We start from the raw sequence: 21,442 nt of genomic DNA, 5'->3' as shown, positions 1-21,442 counted from the left end.
GAACTTTTTATGAAAATAATTTTCGCTACTCATTTAATATATCATTTTATAGGAGATTTGTGACCTTACAGTACTGTCACATTAACTAAAAATGAGGAATATTTATAATGATGAAATTTAACCTTAAATCGCTAATTTTACTGCATTAATAAAGGTGAATAACAATAAAATATTATATAATATTTAAATTTTAAACATATTTATCTTTATTAAGGGTAATGATGAGTTGAAAAATATTTTTAAATCAAATAAATATTTTTTAAAATTTTTGGTTATTTGAAGTCTGGAGGATATATGGTTATTTCGAAAAGATTAGCGACACTCATTCTAGTCATACTTAGCAGCATTTTACTTGCGGCTTTATGGATTGACTTACCTGTTTCACAATTTCTTATGAATCAGAATTCTGTATTTGGAACAATATTTCAAGATTTAGGGTTATTTCCGCCTACGTTAATATTAATTATTTCAATGATTATTTTAAATTTTTATATATTTTCAAGATTACATAGCAAATTAGCTAAATATATCATTCTAATTATGACATTTATTTATACTTTAATAAAAACTAATTCACTTCTATCAGAAACAGTGCAGTATGTCGTATCAAGTTTAGATAATATTAAGAAGCATAAACCGATAGGCGTGGCTAGTAATGAAGGTGATGCAGGAAGTGCATTATCTATAGGTGCAGGGTACTTAATTACATTTATTATTTTGCTTATTATTATACTAGTTGTCTATCAATTTTGGTTAAAACGTATAGATCAAAATGAAATAGAAAGGTTGTTTAAAGTAGCGCTAGTTAGTTTTTTTGTATTACTTGTTGGATTAGAAACTATTGATAGTATAAAAGAATTATGGGGACGCGCAAGACCATATGAAATCGGCACTCATGGAGCGCATTTTACAAATTGGTTAACGATAAATGGTAATACTGGACATAGTTCTTTCCCTTCAGGGCATACGACTGATGCGGCATATTTTATGTTTATAGCCTTTTATTTTAAAAAGTTAAAATCGCAAAAAGTGATATTCAATATTGGATTGGCGTATACAATTATTATGTGTCTCAGTCGTTTACGTATTGGTGCCCATTTTTTAGGCGACGTTACGATGTCGTTTATGTTAATTTTTATGCTAATGATTGCAGCAGATTATATGATTAATAAGTTGAATACGTACAAAATGTAATATTTGAAGTTAATATATATTCAAAATAAGTTTAAGCTAGAGGATATTGAAGTACTATATATCTTCTGGCTTTTTTACAGGATTTAGCGCACTGATAAATTAGACAGTGAAAAATATGATGAATTTTTGAAAAAGAATATGAATATTTTTTATAAATTTATTTGTAATTAAAAATGATTAGTGTTAAGTTTGAATCAGAATTTAATATCAATTGCTAGGGGTGCTTTTCAATAGCTGAAAGAGACATTGGTCTCAACCCTTTGAACCTGATCTGGTTAATACCAGCGTAGGGAAGCATAACATAGCAGTTTCAAAATGTAATTTGATACTGTTTGTTGTTTAACTTCACTATATATGCGATTTCTGACCAGGTCTCCTAGCAATAATACATGCTAAGGAGTTTTTTTATGGAACAAGATAAAATTGAATTAAAGAAACAATTTCCATCTAGTCAACGATTATGGATTAGCGGTGAAGAACGAGATATTCAAGTGCCTTTTAGGTCAATAGAACTATCACCGACTGTCACAGAGCAAGGCACAACGCCTAATGAATCAGTAGTTGTTTATGATACTGCTGGACCTTATCATGATGATGATTATGAAGTGAATGTTCAAAAAGGCATACCACAATTACGAGCCAAGTGGATTGAAGAACGTGACGATACGAACTTTTATGAAGGACGTAAAGTCGTTTCATTGGATAATGGTTTTAAAAAAGATAACCATAAAAAATTCGTAGAAACACCCTTTGAATATAAACCACGTAAAGCAAAACCTGGAAAAAATGTGACACAAATGCATTATGCAAGACAAGGTATTATTACAAAAGAAATGAAATTTATTGCAACAAGAGAAGATATATCAGCTGAGTATGTACGTTCTGAAATTGCACGTGGACGCGCAATTATTCCTAATAATATAAATCATCCAGAATCAGAACCAATGATTATCGGGAAAAATTTCCAAGTGAAAATTAATGCTAATATAGGGAATTCAGCAGTGAGTTCTTCAATAGAAGCAGAAATAGAAAAATTAGTATGGTCAATTCACTGGGGTGCTGACACAATTATGGATCTCTCAACTGGTAAAAATATTCACGCAACACGTGAGTTTTTATTACGTAATTCTCCTGTTCCAGTTGGGACAGTTCCAATATATCAAGCGTTAGAAAAAGTAGATGGTAACGCACAAGATCTTACTTGGGAAATTTATAGAGATACCTTAATCGAACAAGCTGAACAAGGTGTAGACTATTTTACGATTCATGCAGGCGTATTATTAAGATATGTACCAACTACAGTGAGTCGTTTAACGGGTATTGTTTCGCGTGGTGGTTCAATTATGGCACAATGGTGTTTAGCGCATCATGAAGAAAGTTTCTTATATATGCACTTTAGCGAAATTTGTGAAATTTTAAGAGAATATGATATTGCAATATCTTTAGGCGATGGTTTACGACCTGGATCAATTTATGATGCAAATGATGAAAGCCAAATCTTGGAATTAAAAACATTAGGAGAACTTACAGCTATTGCATGGAAGTATGATGTTCAAGTGATGGTTGAAGGTCCAGGACATGTGCCAATTCATAAAATAAAAGAAAATCAGGAACTTGAAGATTTTTATTGTCAAGAAGCACCATTTTATACTTTAGGACCGCTTACAACAGATATTGCCCCAGCTTATGATCATATTACTTCTGCAATAGGAGCGGCACAGATTGCGAGTTATGGCACTGCGATGTTGTGTTACGTTACACCTAAAGAACATCTAGGATTGCCTAACAAAGATGATGTAAGAGAAGGGGTAGTCACATATAAGATAGCGGCACATGCAGCTGATTTAGCAAAAGGTATGAAAGGTGCCCAAAAAAGAGACGATGAGATCAGTAGGGCACGGTTTGAATTTAGATGGTATGACCAATTCAACCTTTCTTTAGATCCTGATAAAGCGAGATCATTTCACGATGAGACGTTACCGGCAGAATCAGCAAAAGTTGCGCATTTTTGTAGTATGTGTGGGCCGAAATTCTGTTCAATGCGTATCTCTCATGATTTACGAAAAAACCCCGAATTGAAAGCAGAAGGATTGAAACAAAAGTCAGAAGAATTTGTGTCCGAAGGTAGTAAAATATACCATTAAATATAAGGTCACAGCATATAATGTTTAGTTTCAGACTGCCAACAAGGTTCCCGACTTTGTGGCAGTTTTTTTGTATGCTTTCTTCAATCATTATCTAGAAATTTAAGTTAATATATGTCATTATCTTTAAACATAATGTTTTTGCAATAAAAATCACCTTAAATGAGCGATTTATTCGTTGTTACTTAAGTCGAGTTGATAGAAAGCTAAGTCTAGCCATTTATTAAATTTATAGCCTACATTATGAATTGTGCCTGAATGGGTGAATTTAAACTTCTTATGTAGGTAGATACTATAATCATTAGTTGCATCAATACCAGCTACTAATGTTTTATATCCATGATCACGTGCAGTTTGAATAATTTCAGCAAGCAATAGAGAAGCAATACCTTTACCTCTATGGTGCTTATTTACATAAATAGAATGTTCAATGGAATATTGATAGGCTGGCCAATCACGAAAAGACCCATAAGTTGCAAATGCGATTGCTTCGCCTTGTTCTTCATATACGAGTACAGGTTCATGATTATTTGCTTTTTTTTCAAACCATTCTTCACGTGCCTCAATAGTTTGTGGATTGTATGTATATACTGCAGTAGTATTTAAGATTGCATCATTATAGATATCTAATATATTTGGTAAATCTGTTTTAGTAGCATGACGTATCATAAGCAAACCATCCTTTTTCGATTATTTTAGGTAATGTAATTATAAAGTATCTATTTATTTATATTTAACACTTATTTTGATTAAGGTGCAATTTATTGTAATAAAATTTACGAAAATATCACGATAAGGTATGATAAATATAAATATATATGATAAAGTGTTGCGCTATATTTAAAGTAATAAATGTAACTGTAAAGGGAGGTATTAGAGCATGAAAAAATGGGGCGACCGACTCATTACAACTGTTGGCATATTACTCATATTAACTGCTGTTTATATGTTTGCTAAACCATCCATTCAACACTATTTTGCTGTCAAAGATAATGAAAAAAAAGTTGAAAAATACGAACGTAGGCAGCGACATCATACATCCACCGCTATACCTAAAGATAAAACAAAAATGGTCGGTTATATTTCGGTACCAGATGCTGACATAAAGACGCCAGTTTATCCTGGTCCTGCTACGCCGAATCAACTTGATAGAGGGGTAAGTTTTGCTGAAGGAAATGAGTCACTAAACGATCAAAATATTGCGATTGCAGGACATACAGTTAAAGGATCTTCTGATTATCAATTTTCAAGTTTACCTAAAGTACATAAAGGCAGTAAAGTTTATTTCAATGTAGGAAACGAAAAGCGCACTTATAAGATTACTAAAGTATTTGATGTGCAACCAGATGATGTACAAGTGCTAGATGAGCAAGATACATCTACTAAACAATTAACTTTGATAACATGTGACAACTATAATGAACAAACAGGGGAATGGGAAAAACGTAAAATATTTATAGCAAAAGAGATATAAATCAATAAAGACCGCAATGACATTAATGTTTGAGTAATTAATTACACAATGCATGTTCACGGTCTTTTATCTGTTTACTGATTCATAGCTTGTATAAAGCGTTTGGTAATTTCCTTAGGACGTGTAATTGCGCCACCTACTACTGTGCAATGAACACCAAGATCCGTGACTTGTTTTAACATTTCAGGTGTCATAACATTACCTTCAGCAATGACTTTGGCATTTACTTGATTGAGCACATCTTTAAGAAATTGGAAGTCATCTTCGAATAAAATATGACCTTGTGTATATGGTGTATAGCCTCGTAAAGTCGTTCCAATATAATCAAATCCGAGTTTATCAGCATACTGTGCTTCTTCCACTGTAGAAATATCAGCCATTAGCTCAATATTCGGTGCAGTTTCTCGTAAATAAGCAACAAGGTCTTGAAGTGATTCTTTGGGACGCGTTTGCATTGTAGCATCTAGGGCAATAACTTCACACTGGCTTGTAATAAGTTCATCAATTTCTTGACGTGTGGCAGTAATAAAGACATTTGATCCAGCATAATCTCGTTTAACAATACCAATAACAGGCAAATCTATTTCTTTTTTGATTGCGATAATATCTTCTTTCGAATTTGCTCTAATACCAACTGCGCCACCTTCATATGCTGCTAGGGCCATTTTTGACATGATAAATGATGAATGCAATGGTTCGTCAGATAATGCTTGGCAAGAAACAATTAATCCCTTTGGTAACATAATTACACACTCCATAACTTTAGTAATTTTAAAAAATAATTTTAATTATATTTGGCAGGTAATTTCAATATAACACCAAGAAAATATTAATCAATACATTTGTTTGTTATGAAAAACATTTTCATTTATACTTTGTTTATACTTATTTTGAGAGGTGACTTAAATGAAATTTGAAAACCGAATACAACGCTATCATCACTTATTTACCAAGACGGATAAGCAAATTGTAGATTATATTCAAAGTAATGATTTTGATGATACATTTTCAACCATCAATTCTTTGGCTTATGCAATCGGTACATCACCAGCTACGATTACGCGTTTTAGCAATAAATTGAATTACGAGAATTTTCAAGATTTGAAATTCAATTTACAGCAAGAAATGACAGATAAAAAAATTGAAAATAGCCCGCTTATACAACGTATCCACAAATATCATCAAGATATCATACAACAAACAGGTGAATTTATCGCAGATGATAAAATACAGAGTTTCGTGAATCAAATCATACGTAGTCGACAAATTATTTATGCTGGATTAGGTAGTTCTGGCTTATCGGCTACAGAATTTTATTATCGGATGATGCGTATGGGATTGAAAGGAAATGTTTCAACAGATGCCCATCAAATGAAAATTTTTGCTTCTCTATTATCGGCATCAGATACATTTGTAGCTATATCGAATAGTGGTGAAACTGCAGAACTTATCGCAGCAGCAGAAATTGCACATGAGCAAGGGGCTTACGTCGTTGCAATTACAAATTATGAGGGTAGTGCTTTAACACAATGTGCAGATTTAGTGTTAATCACAACAGATCAATCTAGAATCAATGATTCCAGATTTATTAATACTCAAATCGCTACACTTTTTTTAATTGATATCGTAAGTTATTTATTGTTAGACGATGAGTATATGCAAGGTGTTTATCAAAAAACGAAGCATGTTATTTTGAATGAATAAAAAATTAACCTGAGAAATACTGATGTTCCAATATCAAATATTTCTCAGGTTATATTAAAATCTAGACACTGCACCGAATAAAGCGGCATGATTTTCACTACGTACAGTTTGAATAGGTGCATGTCCAAATTGGTGTGGTAAAAATTGATTGATTTTCGGTGTAATATATTTAAGTAATTGGTTACCTTGAGTCGATATACCACCACCAATCAGAATTAATCCTGGATCATACATAATTTGTATTTGAGCAAGACCTTCTGCAACATCGTTCCCCCATTGGTTAAGTATAGCTAGAGCTGTACGGTCATGATATTTTGCTGCTTCGAATAACTTAGGTACATCATCAGCATATGCAAACGCATAGTCATGCATCAATGATTTAAGTGCTGAAGTGGAGGCACGTTGTTCAAATGTTGTACCATCTTCTATTTTATATAATAAATATCCTATTTCATTAGCCCTATTTCGTTCACCATTATATAGCTGTAACGTATTATTATAAAACGCGCCACCAATACCAGTACCCAAAGTAAGGCAAAATATATTTTCCTGATCGTATTTATGGAAAACGAGTTCACCTAATAATGCAGCATTTACATCGTTAAACACATGTACTTGAGCACTTAAAGGTGATAGTAACGTATGGAAATTTGTACTTTTGAAGTTAGGAATAGTTGGTCCACTATAAACCACTCTGCCATGAACCTCATCAATGACACCTGCACTAGAAATACCAACTTTTAAAGGATTAATGTTATATAGCTGTTGGTATGTTTCTACTAAGTCATATACGACATCAACGATAAAGTGATTGATATTGTTTGGCGTAGGTACTTTTTTATAATCTATGAAATGATATGATTCATCTAAAACTGCAGCTTTAATCGCGGTGCCTCCGATATCTATTGCTATTTTATAATTTTCCACCTAGAATCAGCCTCCTTGATTTTTAATTACTAATCCATACACAAATGAAGGGAAATGTCTGTTGTTTTATGAAAAATATTTTCAAAGATATATAGACTATTTGATTATTATTTTCATAAAGCTATTGCCACTCTCTATGATAGCGTTTACAATTTGAACTGTAAATGAAAAATATACGCCTGTTCGTATGGGCATGAGACTTAAAAAATGGAGGTTATTATATGGAAGATACATTGAAAGGTTTATACGCAGCATTGTTAGTGCCATTTGATGAACGAGGTCAAGTTAAAGAAGAAGGATTAAAACAAATTGCCCAAAATGCCATTGAAACTGAAAAGTTAGATGGATTATATGTAAATGGGAGTTCCGGAGAAAATTTTTTAATAAATAAAGAACAGAAGAAACAGATATTTAGACTAGCAAAGGAAGCCGTTAGTGAAGATGTGAAAATGATTGCTCAAATTGGTTCACTAGACTTGAATGAAGCAATAGAACTAGGTAAATATGCTACAGAATTAGGCTATGACGCGATTTCTGCAGTTACACCATTTTATTATCCTTTTTCATTTGAAGAGATTAAAGCGTATTATTTTGAGTTAATTGAAGCTACTCAAAATGACCTTATTATATATGCAATACCTGATTTAACAGGAGTAAATATTTCTATTGAACAATTTGGAGAACTCTTTGACCATGAAAAAGTCATTGGTGTGAAATACACAGCGCCTAATTTCTTTTTACTTGAACGCATTCGAAATGCTTTTCCAAATAAATTAATACTTTCTGGTTTTGATGAAATGTTAGTGCAAGCAGTAATATCTGGTGTGGATGGTGCAATTGGATCGACATATAATGTGAACGGAAAACGTGCAAGACAGATTTTTGACAAAGCTCAAAATGGAGATATTGCTGAAGCTTATCAAATTCAACATGATACTAATGACATTATTGAAAATATATTAGCTATGGGCATATACCCAACATTAAAAGAAATATTAAGTTCACGCGGGATTGATGGTGGTCAACCTAAACGTCCATTTAAACCTTTTGATGAAAGTAATCGAAGCCAATTAGAAACTTTAATTAAAAAATATAACTTATAAGACATCGCATAAGGGGATGAAATGAATGCAACAAATAGGATTTGGTCTATGGAACTGGGTAGCTGTGATTGTATATCTCGTAATAATGCTATTAGTCGGTGTTTATTTTACAAAACGTGCAAGTCAAAATACTGATAGCTTCTTTACTGGTGGAGGACGGTTACCTTCTTGGGCGATAGGTTTTTCTATCTATGCTACGACACTAAGCGCCATTACATTTATGTCAACACCGGAAAAAGCATTTTTAACAGATTGGTCATATATCGTTGGTAATATCGCGATTGTGGCGATTATTCCATTGTTAATATATTTTTATGTACCTTTTTTCAAAAAGCTAAAAGTAACTTCAGCATATGAGTATTTAGAAGCACGATTTGGACCGAGCGTGCGCGTAATTGGGTCAATGCTCTTTGTACTATTCCATTTAGGACGCGTTGCAATAGTAATCTACTTACCCACATTGGCAATCACTTCTGTATCTGACATAAATCCTTTTTTAGTTGCAAGTCTTGTCGGTATACTATGTATATTATATACCTTTTTGGGTGGATTTGAAGGTGTCGTTTGGAGTGACTTTATTCAAGGCGTTATTTTATTATGTGGCGCTGCAGCCATTATTATCCTAGGCGTCATTCATATTCAAGGTGGTATGGGAACAGTTGTCAGTGATGCGATTGACCACAAAAAAATAGTGAGTGTAGATAATTGGAAATTGAACTCTGCCGCTGCTGCAATACCAATTATTTTTTTAGGTAACATTTTTAATAATTTACATCAATATACCGCGAGTCAAGATGTAGTACAACGTTATCAAGCTTCAGACTCTTTGAAAGAAACGACTAAATCATTATGGATGAATGGTGCCTTAGCGTTAATATCTGCACCTTTATTTTACGGTATGGGGACAATGATGTATTCATTTTATAATCATGAAAGTACATTGCCGAAAGGGTTTAACACGTCTTCTGTAGTACCATACTTTATTCTTACAGAAATGCCACCATTTGTAGCTGGATTGTTAATTGCTGCAATTTTTGCAGCAGCACAATCAACGATTTCATCCAGTTTAAATTCAATTTCTGCATGTTTGTCAATTGATATAAAACATAGATTTTTTGGTAAAGGTAACGAGAAGCATGAAGTGAGCTTTGCGAGATGGATGATTATTATATCAGGCATTATTGGTTTTGGTATGTCTATTTACCTTATTGCCTCGGACTCTAATGATTTGTGGGATTTATTCTTACTTATTACTGGTCTAGTTGGTGTACCACTTGCAGGTGTATTTGCGGTAGGCATATTTACAAAACGTACGAATACCTTTGGGGTAATTATGGGACTGATATTTGGCGTAGTATTTGCTTATATTTTTAACGGTATAGGCGGTGGGAATTCACCATTCTTTGTTTCAATCATTTCATTTGCAGTTGCTTTTGTCTTTTCCTACTTGATTAGTTTAGTAGTACCAGGAAAGAAAAAGGACATCAAAGGATTAACTATTTTTGATAAAAATGAACAGTCGAATTACATTTCCAAAATACATGTAAGAGAAAAATAATAGTAATGTTTATTTATATTTAGTATGAAAAATGACTGTAAGCGTTTAGGCAAATTATTTTTCTTTTAGTCATAGTAAGTTTAATATAAAATTATTAAATTTGAATTAAAGAGAGGAAAATGAAAATTGTCTACATTAGTGATTGTTGCACATCCAGATATTACAAGTTCTACAGTCAATAAACAATGGAGAGATGCTTTATCAAAACATGAAGATATAGTAACAGTACATGAACTATATCCAGAATATCCTCATGGCAAAATTGATATTGAGAAAGAACAAAAGTTATTAGAGACACATGATCATATTGTGTTTCAATATCCGCTATATTGGTATAGTAGTCCTCCATTATTGAAACAATATTTAGATGAAGTACTTACTTATGGATGGGCCTATGGCTCTGAAGGTAATGCTTTAAAAGGAAAAAGTATTGCGCTTGCTGTATCCATTGGTGCGTTACCGGAATCATATACATTAGAAGGCAATGTGAAGTATACGGTTGATGAATTATTGAGTCCAATGATTGCGACGTCTAGATTTGTTAAAGCGAATTATGTAGGTTCTCATAAATTATATGGTGCACTCACTATTACATCAAGTCAACTTACAAATAATACAGAAGCATATGTGGAATTTATAAAACAATTAGAACAATAAGGCATATCGCTATTCATACCTTTGAAGCTTCTTTAAGCGATCAAAGGTATTTTTTTATTTTAATTTAATTGAAGTAGTAGAGTTACTTTGAATAGCGTGAGATAGTAGATATAATAAAGACATTACAATAATTGGAAGATTTGAGGGGACAATATGATAAAAGCGATTGCGGTTGATATGGATGGTACGTTTTTAGATTCAAAGAAAAATTATGATCAAGATAGATTTGAAAGTATTTTTCAAAAACTCAAAGCTCAAGACATTAAATTTATAGCAGCAAGTGGGAACCAATATGCTAAATTAAAATCCATTTTTGGACAACGAGATATGTTGTTTGTTGCTGAAAATGGCGCAGTGATATATGAAGGTAATACATTATATGATTACTGTGCGTTTGATAGAAAACAATATCAAAGTGTAATTGACTACTTAAATATTGAACGAGGCATCGATAATCTCATCGTTTGTGGTTTGAATAGTGCTTACATCTTAAAAGATACTGCAGAGATGTTTAAAGAAATTGCTCATTTTTATTATCATCAATTAGAAGAAATTGATTCCTTTCAACAATTGCCAGAAGATGAATACGTAAAAATTGCATTAAATATTGATAGACACACGCACCCAACGCTAGACCAAGATTTAAATGACTATTTCAGTGAAAATGTAAAACTGGTCTCCAGTGGACGCGATAGTATCGACCTTATTATACCTGGGATGACGAAAGGGAATGCATTACAGAGGTTATTGACCAAATGGGATATGACAGGGGATAACTTAATGGCTTTTGGTGATGCAAATAATGATTTAGATATGTTGCAACTAGCTAAACATAGCTATGTTATGAAGAACAGTGATGACAAATCACTATTTGATATCGCAAATCATATTGCACCTTCCAATGATGAGCAAGGCGTGTTAACAGTGATTGAAGATAACGTTTTAACAGCAATCGGCAAAGAATAGATACAGATTATTTATGGACGTCTTTTCAATCCAGCAAGATTTCTATAAATGCTATTAAGCCATGCTAATGGTTTATAAACATATTACTTTAATAAGAAATAAACTTTAGCTTATACTGAGTAATATAAAAATGAACCATTAGGAAAGGTAGGGCATAAAGTAATGACACAAATGCAAGGACATATTATTGAGGCATTTAATTTTAGACATGCAACGAAACGTTTTGATGCAACGAAACAAATTAGTTCAGATGAATTTAATACAATTTTAGAAGCGGGGAGACTGTCTCCAAGCTCACTTGGATTAGAACCATGGAGATTTGTCGTTGTACAAAATAAAACACTTAGAGAAAAATTAAAAGCTATAAGTTGGGGCGCGCAGGGACAATTAGATACTGCAAGTCACTTTGTAGTAATTTTAGCGCGAAAAAATGTTACTTCTAAATCACCGTTTGTGCAACATTTATTACGCTATATTAAACAATATAGTGAAGAAAGTATTCCAGCAACAGAAGAAAAATTCGATAATTTCCAAACCGGATTTCATATCAATGATAATGAACGTACATTATTGGATTGGGCTAGAAAACAAACATATATAGCACTTGGTAACATGATGACAAGTGCAGCATTATTAAATATAGATTCTTGTCCTATTGAAGGGTTTGATTTAGATGCAGTGAACCAATTGTTAATTGATGAAGATATTATGGATGGAGAACATTTTGCGCCTTCAGTAATGGTCGCATTTGGTTATAGAGAAACTGAACCTAAAGCTAAAATACGCCAACCACAGTCAGATGTTGTGAAATGGTTTGAATAAAACTATACAAAAGGCTTGAAGCATTAGCTTCAAGCCTTTTGTATTAATCATAACTTAATTTTAAATTAGTTAGCTCTTGTCTGCTACACATGAAGTGTCGCTGTGAATAGTTACACTAAATCCTTCTGGAGAAAGTAATGGTAGTTTTTCAGATTCTGGTTTGTAGATGTCTACATGCGTTAAGCCAAGACTATTTGAATTATCTATACGAACTGTATCAGATTGCCAAGTGTTCGTAGCGATATGATGATGATAGTTATTCGTAGACATAAATAAAGCTTGAGGGAAGTCGGATATGTGTTGCAAACCGAGTTGCCCCATATAGAACTGTTTGGCTTGCGCTAAATCAGCTACTTTTAAGTGTAAGTGGCCTATCTTAGCATTGTCAGGCATACTGTCCCAGCCTGTTTCAGTACGTTGTGCGACTAAATCATTTACATTTACTGCAAGTGTATCCATTTTGACTTTACTGTTATCCCACGCCCAAGTAGATTTAGGGCGGTCATAATAGACTTCAATGCCGTTACCTTCTGGATCAGCGAAGTATAATGCTTCACTAACAAGATGATCGCCACCACTAACTTGAATTCCCATACTTGAGGCATGGTATAAAAAATTGCCTAAGTCAGCGCGTGTAGGTAGCAGAATAGCAATGTGGAATAAACCAGCCTCTCTCATAGAAGGGCGTCGTGCATCGATAATTTCATTTAAAGTAAGCGTATGACTGTTTTTTCCTATATTAAAAACGATAGATGTTTTGTTCTCATATCTAATTGTTAAACCTAATATCTGCTTATAGAATATGCGCATAGTAGATAAATCAGAAACATTGAGTGTAATATTTGTTACGTGTGTTGAGGCATTATCATGAAAAGTCATTATATCAAACTCCTTACATCAAACTTGTATTCTTATTAGTTACAAGTTTGATGTTAATATAAAAAATATACTAGGTCAACTATTAAGTTCTTTAGGTGAGTGTGGAAATAAGTTGTTTCTTGTATATTGAGTCATTTAAAATGGGTATAGAATACAAATCATACTTAATAGGGGATAGGTTCATGGCACATTATTATTTTAAAGAACATTTTTTTAATACTTCAAAATCTGCTATTGATGTTTTTAATGATAGTGATGAAGCGTGTTTCAAATTACAGTTATTTTATACATCTGCTACGCAAGAAGCATTTGCAATGTTTGGCAATAATAAACAAAATTTTGAAATTACTGATGGCCAAGCTACTTATCGTATTTTACAAGAAAAAACAATACGTGGTGCGCTTAAAACACCGTTTAAAACTGTCTGGCAAGTTGAGAAAAATGGGACGGTTATTGGAACGTTTCGTTCAAAAATGGGAATTAAAGCAACTATGTTATTCGAAGGGAATAAGGGAGATGTTTTAAAATTCCAATCAGGTTTTATTTCAAGAAGTGTGAAAGTTATGGAGGGGCGTCATGAAATTATGCACAGTAAATCGGAGCGCTTCAAATTAGCATCTCGTCATGACCTTGATATATACACTGAAACATATCATCCTGCTATGCTTGTAATGTTGTTTCAAGTATTTTATGAATTTCAAGAACAACAAAGAAAGCAATCGAATTAATCATTGATACTAATATTTTTGGGAAATAGAAATACGAAAAAAGCACCACTAACTATAGTTTTAGTTAATGGTGCTTCTTGTTTAAAGAGAGTTATATCAAGATTTAACCTACATATACATCTTGATATTCTGGATTCTTTTCAATGACACTCTTGGCGAATGGACAAGATGCTACTACTTTTAAATCGTTGTCGCGGGCGTAGTCAACTACAGATTTAACAAGTGAAGAACCAATGCCTTGGCCGCCTAATTCATCAGGAACACCAGTATGATTAATGTCAATTTGATTATCGTCTTGTGATTGGAAAGTGATTTCTGCTTGTGGATTATTCTCATCGTCACCAATATAGAATTTATTTGTACCTTGTTTAATTTCAGCCATTTTACCACTCCTTTTATAATACGTAACACTTACTAAATATCACGTTTTGAGATAACTTAAACAATTATATCTAAACGTTTAAGTTATCTCTAACCAAATTAATAGTATAAAATAGTATGATTTGAGCATTAACCATTGAAATATAGTTGAAATAAGTTTATAGTTTTAACGGAATAATTTCGATTTGGAGGGGCGGATTTTGAAAAAAAGTATACTATTGTTACTCATATGTACGCTCGGTATAGTATTAGGTGCATGTGGAAACACAAACGAAGAAGAAAAAAAAGATGTAAGCACAAAGAATAAATTAGAGATATCTACTACTGCATTTGCTTTTCAAAGTTTTACAGAACAGATTGGCGGTAAATATGTGGACGTGCATTCAATATATCCTCCAGGGGCAGATATTCATTCTTTTGAACCAACACAAAAAGATATGATTGATATCGCAAAAGATGATTTATTTATATATTCAAATAATGAAATGGATCCAGTGGCTAAAAAGATTGCTAAGTCTATTAAAAATGATGATTTGAAATTGCCTTTAGCCCAAAATTTAAGTAGTCATGACCTTGTAGCAAATGATGAACACGAGCATGAGCACGAACACGAACATGAAGATGAAGCTCATGAAGAAGGCAGTGAAGACCCACACGTATGGCTTGACCCAGTCTTAGATAAAAAATTTGCTAAAGAAATTAAAAATAATTTGGTGAAAAAAGATCCGGAACATAAAGCCTACTATGAAGCAAATTATAAAAAAGTTGCAAAAGACATCAACGCAATCGATAAAAAATTAAAAGTAATTACTAATCAACCAAAACGAGACACTGTAATTATTTCACATGATTCTATTGGTTATTTAGCGAAGCGCTACGGCTTCAAGCAAGAAGGCGTTAGTGGTATGAATAATGAAGAACCAAGTCAAAAAGCTTTAATGGGAATTGTGGAAGATATAGAAAAATCACAACAACCCTACGTTTTATATGAACAGAACATTTCATCTAAGGTAACTGATGTTATCAAGAAAGAATCAAATACAACGCCGGTAAGTTTCCATAACATGGCAACTTTATCCAAAGATGAAGAAAAGGAAAGAAATATATCATATCAATCATTGATGAAACGTAATATTAAATCTTTAGACAAAGCGTTAAATCATTAAAAATATAGGATGAATATTAAGAAAAGCCTCGAAATAGTGATGAAAAATCACATGATTTCGAGGCTTTCATAATATTGATTAACAGCTATAAATGATTAGCTAGGTATCAATCATATCGAATATAGGATACAGTAGTATTGTAATATTCTTCAAAGCCATGAATACCATCAGCACCACCTAAACCTGATTCTCTCCAACCAGCATGATAGCCGTTAACTACTTCTTCAGCTTCGCAATTTGCATAAACCTCTCCAAATTTAAGTTTTTCAGTTGCACGCATAACTTCTTTTAAATCTTCTGAAAAGATATAAGATGATAATCCAGCGTTTGTGTCATTAGCTAAATTGATTGCATCATCAAAATTTTTATAAGTAACTATTGGTAATACAGGTCCAAAAATTTCATCTTTAAAAGCACTATCCGTTGTTTTAACGTTGTCTAAAATTGTTGGCGCATAAAAATAGCCGGTTTGATCAATTTTATGACCACCTGTTATTAAAGTAGCGCCATTTTGTATGGCAGATTGTACTTTTTCATCGATGCTATCCAATTGCTGTTGATTAATTATTGCACCATAGTCAGTAGTTTCAGAGAATGGGTCGCCAACTGTTAATTTCTCCATTTTGGCTTTTAATTTATTAATAAATGCGTCATGTACAGCATCATGTACAAAAATCCGTTCAGGACAAGTACAAACTTGTCCTGCATTATTAATTCTAGCTGCTACGAGATAGTCGACAGCTTTGTCTAAATTAGCGTTTTCTGTAACAAGGGCAGGGGCATTACCACCTAATTCTAAATTAACTTTTTTAACAGTATTTGCACTTGCTGCATAAACAGATTTACCTGCACGCATACTGCCAGTTAATGATATTAATTGGATATCTGGATGTTGTGCTAATTGTGTACCTACTGTTTCTCCAGTGCCAGGGAGTATTTGTACTAATCCAGCAGGAATAGTAGACTCACGGATAAGTTCGGCAAGTTTTAATGTTATTAACGAGGTTGCTTCACTTGGTTTAATAACAACAGAGCAGCCTGTGATAACAGCGGGAATGACTTTTCTCATTAAGACCATTATTGGAGCGTTCCAAGGTACGATACCTGCAGTCACACCGAGTGGTTTTTTAGTAAGTAAAATCGTTTCATTTTCTCGACTATTTTGTAAAACTTCGCCCTTGTTAGACATACTCAGGCTCGTCATATAATCTATAAATTGAATTGATTTATCTATTTCACCTTTGGCTGAAGCTAGCGTTTTGCCTTGTTCTTTAACATATAGGTCTGCTAATGTATCTTTATACTTCTCTAGTAAAGGTATTAATAATTTTACATAACCAGCGCGTGTAGGTTCTGGCACTTGTTCCCATTCTAACTGTGCTTGTTTAGATTTTGCTACTGCATCATTGACTTCTGATTCGGTAGCAAATGTTATTGTATCTAGCTTGTCTCCTGTAGCAGGGTTAATTACATCCATTGTGTCAGTCGATTTGCTTGCTATAAATTCATTGTTAATAAATAGTTTATTCAATGTTTGACACCTCCACATTATCACTTCTACCACTTATAAAGAATGTGAAAACAGAAATAACATAATTCTAGTCACCTTTGTAGAAGAATATTTATTTTGCAAAATGAAAAAGATTGTTAAAGATGGCGTTTAATAGATGAACAAAGTAATGATTTTATAAAGTAATATATTTTTTATACTTATGTGTTGACTTATTTTTATTATGGCGTTATAATTTATCTCGAATTCGAAATAAATTTAAAGTGGGTGATGTGGTGAATCGTACTAAAGAATCATTAAATACATTTATTGGGTTAAACCGTACACTTGATCATTTAGAAAAAATTGTTCGTAAAGATGTACAACGTCATGGGCTAAATATAACAGAATTTGCAGTAATGGAGCTACTTTATAATAAAGGTGATCAACCTATCCAACGTATTGGTAATAAAGTATTGATTGCTAGTAGCAGTATTACTTATGTTGTAGACAAATTAGAAGAAAAGGGTTGCGTCATTCGAAGACGCAATAATAAAGATAAACGTGTGACCAATGCTTCGCTTACGGAGAAAGGTCGTACGATGATGGATCAAATATTCCCAGAACATGCAGAAACTTTAGAATCAACATTTTCGGTACTAACCGATGCAGAGATTACAACCTTACAGAAAGCTTTGAAAAAATTAAGTGCGCGACCTATAAAGTAGGATAAGCACTTAAATTTTTAACTAAAAATACTTCGAAACCGAGATAAAATTAAAAAGAGAGAGGCGTTTATTATGACAAATAATCAATTATTAGGAATTCATCATGTAACAGCAATGACAGATGATGCAGAAAGAAATTATAAATTTTTTACAGAAGTATTAGGTATGAGACTTGTTAAAAAAACAGTGAACCAAGATGATATTTATACGTATCATACATTCTTTGCAGATGATGAAGGCTCTCCAGGCACAGATATGACATTTTTCGATTTTCCAAATAATCCTAAAGGTGCAGCGGGCACAAATTCAATCTCTCGCGCAGCATTTAGAGTACCTAATGATGACGCACTTGCATATTATGAACAACGGTTTAATGAATATGGAGTAAAACACGAAGGCATTCAGTCATTGTTTGGAAAAAAAGTTTTACCGTTTGAAGAAGCGGATGGTCAAAGTTATCAATTAGTTTCTGATGAAAATAATAAAGGTGTAGCACCTGGAAAACCATGGAAAAATGGTCCAGTGCCAACAGATAAAGCAATATATGGTCTTGGTCCTATTGAAATAACAGTAAGCTATTTTGAAGATTTCAAAAAAATATTAGAACAAATTTATGGAATGAAAGAAATCGCAAGTGAGGATAATGTTGCATTATTAGAAGTTGGTGAAGGTGGCAATGGTGGTCAAGTTATTTTAAGAAAAGATACAGAAACACCGGCAGCACGTCAAGGATATGGTGAAGTACATCACGTATCCTTTAGATTACCAGATCATGAAGCGATTGAACAATGGTTAGAAAAATATCAATCCGCAGGTATAGGAAACTCAGGTCTAGTTGATAGATTCTACTTTGAAGCTTTATATGCACGTATTGGACATATCTTAATTGAGGTATCTACAGATGGACCAGGATTCATGGGAGATGAGCCATACGAAACATTAGGTGAAAGCTTAGCTTTACCACCATTTTTAGAGAAACAACGTGAATATATCGAATCAGAAATTCGACCATTCAATACAAAAAGATAAATGATAAATATAAGCTTATTTTAGAATGTTGTGGTAATATTTCAACATTTCAAAGCGTTATAAATGAAGGAGGTTATACTATGGAAGCTATCCAACATATTCATCATATTTCAGCAATTGTAGGTAATCCAGAAGAAAATATTAAATTTTATAGAGACATTTTAAATTTAAAATTAATCAAAAAAACAGTCAATTTCGATGACCCATCTACGTATCATTTATATTTTTCTAATGATGGTGTGGACAATGGAACAATTCTAACATTCTTTAATTGGCCAAATGCACATAAAGGTCGTATTGGTTCAGGCCAAGTTGAAAGAATTGCTTTTAGAATTCCAAAAGATGCAATAAGTCACTGGGAAAAACATTTGAAAGCACATGATATAGAAGTCTCTCGCACTCAACTATTTGATAGAGAAACATTGGAATTTAATGATGTTCATGAGCTACCATTGGCATTGGTTGAAAGTGAAGATATGCACGATGGAAGTCAAGATATTATTGGTTTTCATGGCGTAACGATGTTATCAGCTGATCCCTTGGCAACAGTGCACACACTAACTAATGATATGGGATTAGAGAAAATAAACGAAGATGAAACGCACATCCACTTAGAAACTGTTGGTGATTGGCAACATCATGTTATGGTAAAAAAAGAGACACCTGAAACGGCGGTACACTGGGGTGTAGGCGTTGTACATCACATTGCTTGGTCAGTACCATCAACACAAGTACATCGTGCTTGGCAGGTAAAAATGAGTGGGAAAGGTTATCATGTTACTGATGTCAAAGATCGCAATTATTTTGAAGCAATTTATATGAAAGAGCGTGGCGGTATTATTTTTGAATTTGCTACTGAAGGTCCGGGATTTACTATTGACGAACGATTTGACGAATTGGGATCTAGTCTAGTCTTACCACCTCAACTTGAAGAACAAAGAGCAGCGTTATTGCAATTATTACCACCCATCCGTATATAACGTAAAAGGGCTATTATTATAACTAACTACAATGGCTAATTTATTGATTTAAAAAGGAGCTGAAATAATATGGAACATATTTATAGAGAAGGCGAAGCAAATGCGCCGACATTTATTTTATTGCATGGCACTGGTGGAGACGAGAAAGATTTATTACCTTTGGCTACAGTATTAAATGATAAATATAATGTATTAAGTGTAAGAGGTGAAATTTCTGAAAATGGTATGAATCGCTTTTTCAAACGTCATGGAGAAGGTCAGTATGATGTTGAAGATCTTAATTATAGAACTGAACGTTTAATTACATTTTTAAAAGAAGCGGCTCAAAGATATAATTTTGATTTGTCACAAGCGGTACCTGTAGGTTTTTCAAATGGTTCAAACATTGCAATTAGTATGATATTACATGAAGATACTATTTTTAATACAGCGCTATTGTATGCACCACTTTATCCTATAGAGATTACAAACGATAAAGACTTAAGTCAAATGAATGTATTGCTTTCTATGGGAGAAAATGACCCAATTGTCACAGTAGAAGATAGTAAGAATGTCATTGATATTTTTAAAAATCGCGGAGCGAATGTGACTGAGTTATGGGTAAATAGCCATGAACTTACACAAGCGGGTGTACAAGCAGGGCAAAAAGTGTTGAATCAATAAGTGGCATTTAAATGATTTGAATTTTAAGCGTTGAGACAAATATTGCTTTAATAGAGGATAAAACCTATTTTCTGAAAGCATAACTTGTGTCTCAACGCTTTTTTAGTGAATGGAAAAATAACATATCAAGTGTTAGTGGTAGATGTAGAAATAAACTAATATTTAGATATTCAAAATAAAGTGAGCTACAATTATAAAATATAAATATAACGAAAATAAAGGTGGCCATCATTATGGAAAATAGCGCGTTAATAGTAATGGATATGCAAAATGGCATTGTAAATGGTTTAGAATTTAAAGATGAGGTAATTAAACATAATCAGCAAGCTATTGAAGCAGCAAGGCAAAATAACATACCAGTTATATTTGTAAGAGTGGCTTTTAATGGAACATTTCTAGAAGTCTCTCCCAATAACAAAATGTTCTCTGAATATCAAGCAAGCGGTCAACAGATGTCATTGACTGATGAATCAACACAAATCATTGAATCATTAAATCGTAAAGAAGATGAACCAATTGTAACTAAACATCGGCTAAGCGCATTTACAGGCAGTAATTTAGAAGTATTATTACGAGGCCTTCAAGTTAATCATATAGTGTTAACAGGTGTAAGTACGAGCGGAGTGGTGTTATCTACGACAGTTGAAGCAGCAGATAAAGACTATAAAATCACTATATTAGAAGATGCTGTCACTGATAACAATAGTAAAAAGCATCAATTCTTAATGAATGAAATACTGACAAGATATGCTGAAATCAGTTCAACACATTCATGGACAGCAGTACAATAAAATTAAAGCCCCAAGTTATCGTTGAAGATTCAGTTCTGGCATTTAAAGCCAAGGGAATC

Annotated in this window: 22 protein-coding genes and 1 riboswitch; of the genes, 16 read left to right on the top strand and 6 right to left on the bottom strand. The window is 33.0% G+C overall.

Annotated features, from left to right (window positions below; translation table 11 throughout):
* The first annotated feature begins 294 nt into the window (after positions 1-294).
* A complete protein-coding gene (locus tag BK821_RS01615; RefSeq protein WP_071331036.1) occupies positions 295-1,194 on the top strand; it encodes a phosphatase PAP2 family protein in 900 nt (299 codons plus the stop codon).
* A gap of 206 nt (positions 1,195-1,400) precedes the next feature.
* A riboswitch (TPP riboswitch) is annotated at positions 1,401-1,504 on the top strand.
* A gap of 97 nt (positions 1,505-1,601) precedes the next feature.
* Positions 1,602-3,338, top strand: a complete 1,737-nt coding sequence (thiC, locus tag BK821_RS01610) for a phosphomethylpyrimidine synthase ThiC (protein WP_046835924.1) — start codon at positions 1,602-1,604, stop codon at positions 3,336-3,338.
* 171 nt (positions 3,339-3,509) lie between these two features.
* Here thiC and BK821_RS01605 read toward each other — a convergent pair whose 3' ends face one another.
* Entirely contained in the window at positions 3,510-4,007 is a 498-nt protein-coding gene (locus BK821_RS01605) for a GNAT family N-acetyltransferase (RefSeq protein WP_046835923.1), read from the bottom strand.
* A gap of 211 nt (positions 4,008-4,218) precedes the next feature.
* On the opposite strand from BK821_RS01605, the gene srtA reads away from it, so the two are divergent.
* On the top strand, positions 4,219-4,812 hold the full coding sequence (gene srtA, locus BK821_RS01600; protein WP_046835922.1) for a class A sortase SrtA: 594 nt from the start codon (positions 4,219-4,221) through the stop codon (positions 4,810-4,812).
* 74 nt (positions 4,813-4,886) lie between these two features.
* Here the strand turns inward: srtA and BK821_RS01595 are convergent, their stop codons facing one another.
* The gene (locus tag BK821_RS01595; protein ID WP_046835921.1) at positions 4,887-5,555 is read right to left on the bottom strand and encodes an N-acetylmannosamine-6-phosphate 2-epimerase; all 669 of its coding nucleotides are present in this window, start codon (positions 5,553-5,555) and stop codon (positions 4,887-4,889) included.
* Between the two features lie 163 nt (positions 5,556-5,718).
* On the opposite strand from BK821_RS01595, the gene BK821_RS01590 reads away from it, so the two are divergent.
* A complete protein-coding gene (locus tag BK821_RS01590; protein ID WP_071331035.1) occupies positions 5,719-6,516 on the top strand; it encodes a MurR/RpiR family transcriptional regulator in 798 nt (265 codons plus the stop codon).
* Between the two features lie 54 nt (positions 6,517-6,570).
* Here BK821_RS01590 and BK821_RS01585 read toward each other — a convergent pair whose 3' ends face one another.
* On the bottom strand, positions 6,571-7,443 hold the full coding sequence (locus BK821_RS01585; protein ID WP_071331034.1) for an ROK family protein: 873 nt from the start codon (positions 7,441-7,443) through the stop codon (positions 6,571-6,573).
* Between the two features lie 221 nt (positions 7,444-7,664).
* Here BK821_RS01585 and BK821_RS01580 point away from each other — a divergent pair, with 221 nt between their 5' ends.
* The 5 genes from BK821_RS01580 to BK821_RS01560 all read left to right on the top strand — a co-directional run bounded on the left by BK821_RS01580 (position 7,665) and on the right by BK821_RS01560 (position 12,549).
* Complete coding sequence (locus tag BK821_RS01580; RefSeq protein WP_046835918.1) at positions 7,665-8,546, top strand: N-acetylneuraminate lyase; 882 nt, start codon at positions 7,665-7,667, stop codon at positions 8,544-8,546.
* A gap of 25 nt (positions 8,547-8,571) precedes the next feature.
* Positions 8,572-10,104: a sodium:solute symporter family protein gene (locus BK821_RS01575; protein WP_046835917.1), complete on the top strand. Its 1,533-nt coding sequence runs from the start codon at positions 8,572-8,574 to the stop codon at positions 10,102-10,104.
* Positions 10,105-10,230: 126 nt separating this feature from the next.
* Positions 10,231-10,761, top strand: coding sequence for an NAD(P)H-dependent oxidoreductase (locus BK821_RS01570; RefSeq protein ID WP_046835916.1), 531 nt, complete (start codon positions 10,231-10,233; stop codon positions 10,759-10,761).
* A gap of 153 nt (positions 10,762-10,914) precedes the next feature.
* A complete protein-coding gene (locus tag BK821_RS01565; RefSeq protein ID WP_046835915.1) occupies positions 10,915-11,727 on the top strand; it encodes a Cof-type HAD-IIB family hydrolase in 813 nt (270 codons plus the stop codon).
* Positions 11,728-11,889: 162 nt separating this feature from the next.
* Complete coding sequence (locus BK821_RS01560) at positions 11,890-12,549, top strand: NAD(P)H-dependent oxidoreductase (protein ID WP_071331033.1); 660 nt, start codon at positions 11,890-11,892, stop codon at positions 12,547-12,549.
* A 69-nt stretch (positions 12,550-12,618) separates the two neighbouring features.
* Here the strand turns inward: BK821_RS01560 and BK821_RS01555 are convergent, their stop codons facing one another.
* A complete protein-coding gene (locus BK821_RS01555; RefSeq protein WP_071331032.1) occupies positions 12,619-13,428 on the bottom strand; it encodes a VOC family protein in 810 nt (269 codons plus the stop codon).
* A 182-nt stretch (positions 13,429-13,610) separates the two neighbouring features.
* Here BK821_RS01555 and BK821_RS01550 point away from each other — a divergent pair, with 182 nt between their 5' ends.
* Positions 13,611-14,156, top strand: coding sequence for a tubby C-terminal domain-like protein (locus BK821_RS01550; protein WP_071331031.1), 546 nt, complete (start codon positions 13,611-13,613; stop codon positions 14,154-14,156).
* A 103-nt stretch (positions 14,157-14,259) separates the two neighbouring features.
* Here BK821_RS01550 and BK821_RS01545 read toward each other — a convergent pair whose 3' ends face one another.
* Complete coding sequence (locus BK821_RS01545) at positions 14,260-14,538, bottom strand: GNAT family N-acetyltransferase (protein ID WP_046835907.1); 279 nt, start codon at positions 14,536-14,538, stop codon at positions 14,260-14,262.
* Between the two features lie 199 nt (positions 14,539-14,737).
* On the opposite strand from BK821_RS01545, the gene BK821_RS01540 reads away from it, so the two are divergent.
* Positions 14,738-15,703 (top strand): metal ABC transporter solute-binding protein, Zn/Mn family, encoded by a 966-nt coding sequence (locus tag BK821_RS01540; RefSeq protein ID WP_071331030.1) that lies wholly within the window; start codon positions 14,738-14,740, stop codon positions 15,701-15,703.
* Between the two features lie 106 nt (positions 15,704-15,809).
* On the opposite strand, the gene aldA is transcribed toward BK821_RS01540, so the two are convergent.
* A complete protein-coding gene (gene aldA / locus BK821_RS01535) occupies positions 15,810-17,252 on the bottom strand; it encodes an aldehyde dehydrogenase (RefSeq protein WP_071331029.1) in 1,443 nt (480 codons plus the stop codon).
* 236 nt (positions 17,253-17,488) lie between these two features.
* Between aldA and BK821_RS01530 the strand changes: the two genes are divergently transcribed.
* The 5 genes from BK821_RS01530 (at position 17,489) to BK821_RS01510 (ending at position 21,383) form a co-directional block, all read left to right on the top strand.
* Complete coding sequence (locus tag BK821_RS01530) at positions 17,489-17,920, top strand: MarR family winged helix-turn-helix transcriptional regulator (RefSeq protein ID WP_046835904.1); 432 nt, start codon at positions 17,489-17,491, stop codon at positions 17,918-17,920.
* Positions 17,921-17,992: 72 nt separating this feature from the next.
* The gene (gene mhqE / locus BK821_RS01525) at positions 17,993-18,949 is read left to right on the top strand and encodes a ring-cleaving dioxygenase MhqE (RefSeq protein WP_046835903.1); all 957 of its coding nucleotides are present in this window, start codon (positions 17,993-17,995) and stop codon (positions 18,947-18,949) included.
* Positions 18,950-19,029: 80 nt separating this feature from the next.
* A complete protein-coding gene (locus BK821_RS01520) occupies positions 19,030-19,929 on the top strand; it encodes a VOC family protein (protein WP_046835902.1) in 900 nt (299 codons plus the stop codon).
* 69 nt (positions 19,930-19,998) lie between these two features.
* On the top strand, positions 19,999-20,592 hold the full coding sequence (gene mhqD / locus BK821_RS01515) for a methylhydroquinone degradation carboxylesterase MhqD (RefSeq protein WP_071331028.1): 594 nt from the start codon (positions 19,999-20,001) through the stop codon (positions 20,590-20,592).
* Between the two features lie 233 nt (positions 20,593-20,825).
* The gene (locus BK821_RS01510; RefSeq protein WP_046835900.1) at positions 20,826-21,383 is read left to right on the top strand and encodes a cysteine hydrolase family protein; all 558 of its coding nucleotides are present in this window, start codon (positions 20,826-20,828) and stop codon (positions 21,381-21,383) included.
* Positions 21,384-21,442: the final 59 nt, after the last annotated feature.

The sequence above is a fragment of the Staphylococcus sp. LCT-H4 genome (assembly GCF_001866145.1).
GTDB lineage: Bacteria > Bacillota > Bacilli > Staphylococcales > Staphylococcaceae > Staphylococcus > Staphylococcus succinus.
The sequence above is the reverse complement of the archived record's forward strand: the minus strand, read 5'-3'. Positions and strand labels throughout refer to the sequence as shown.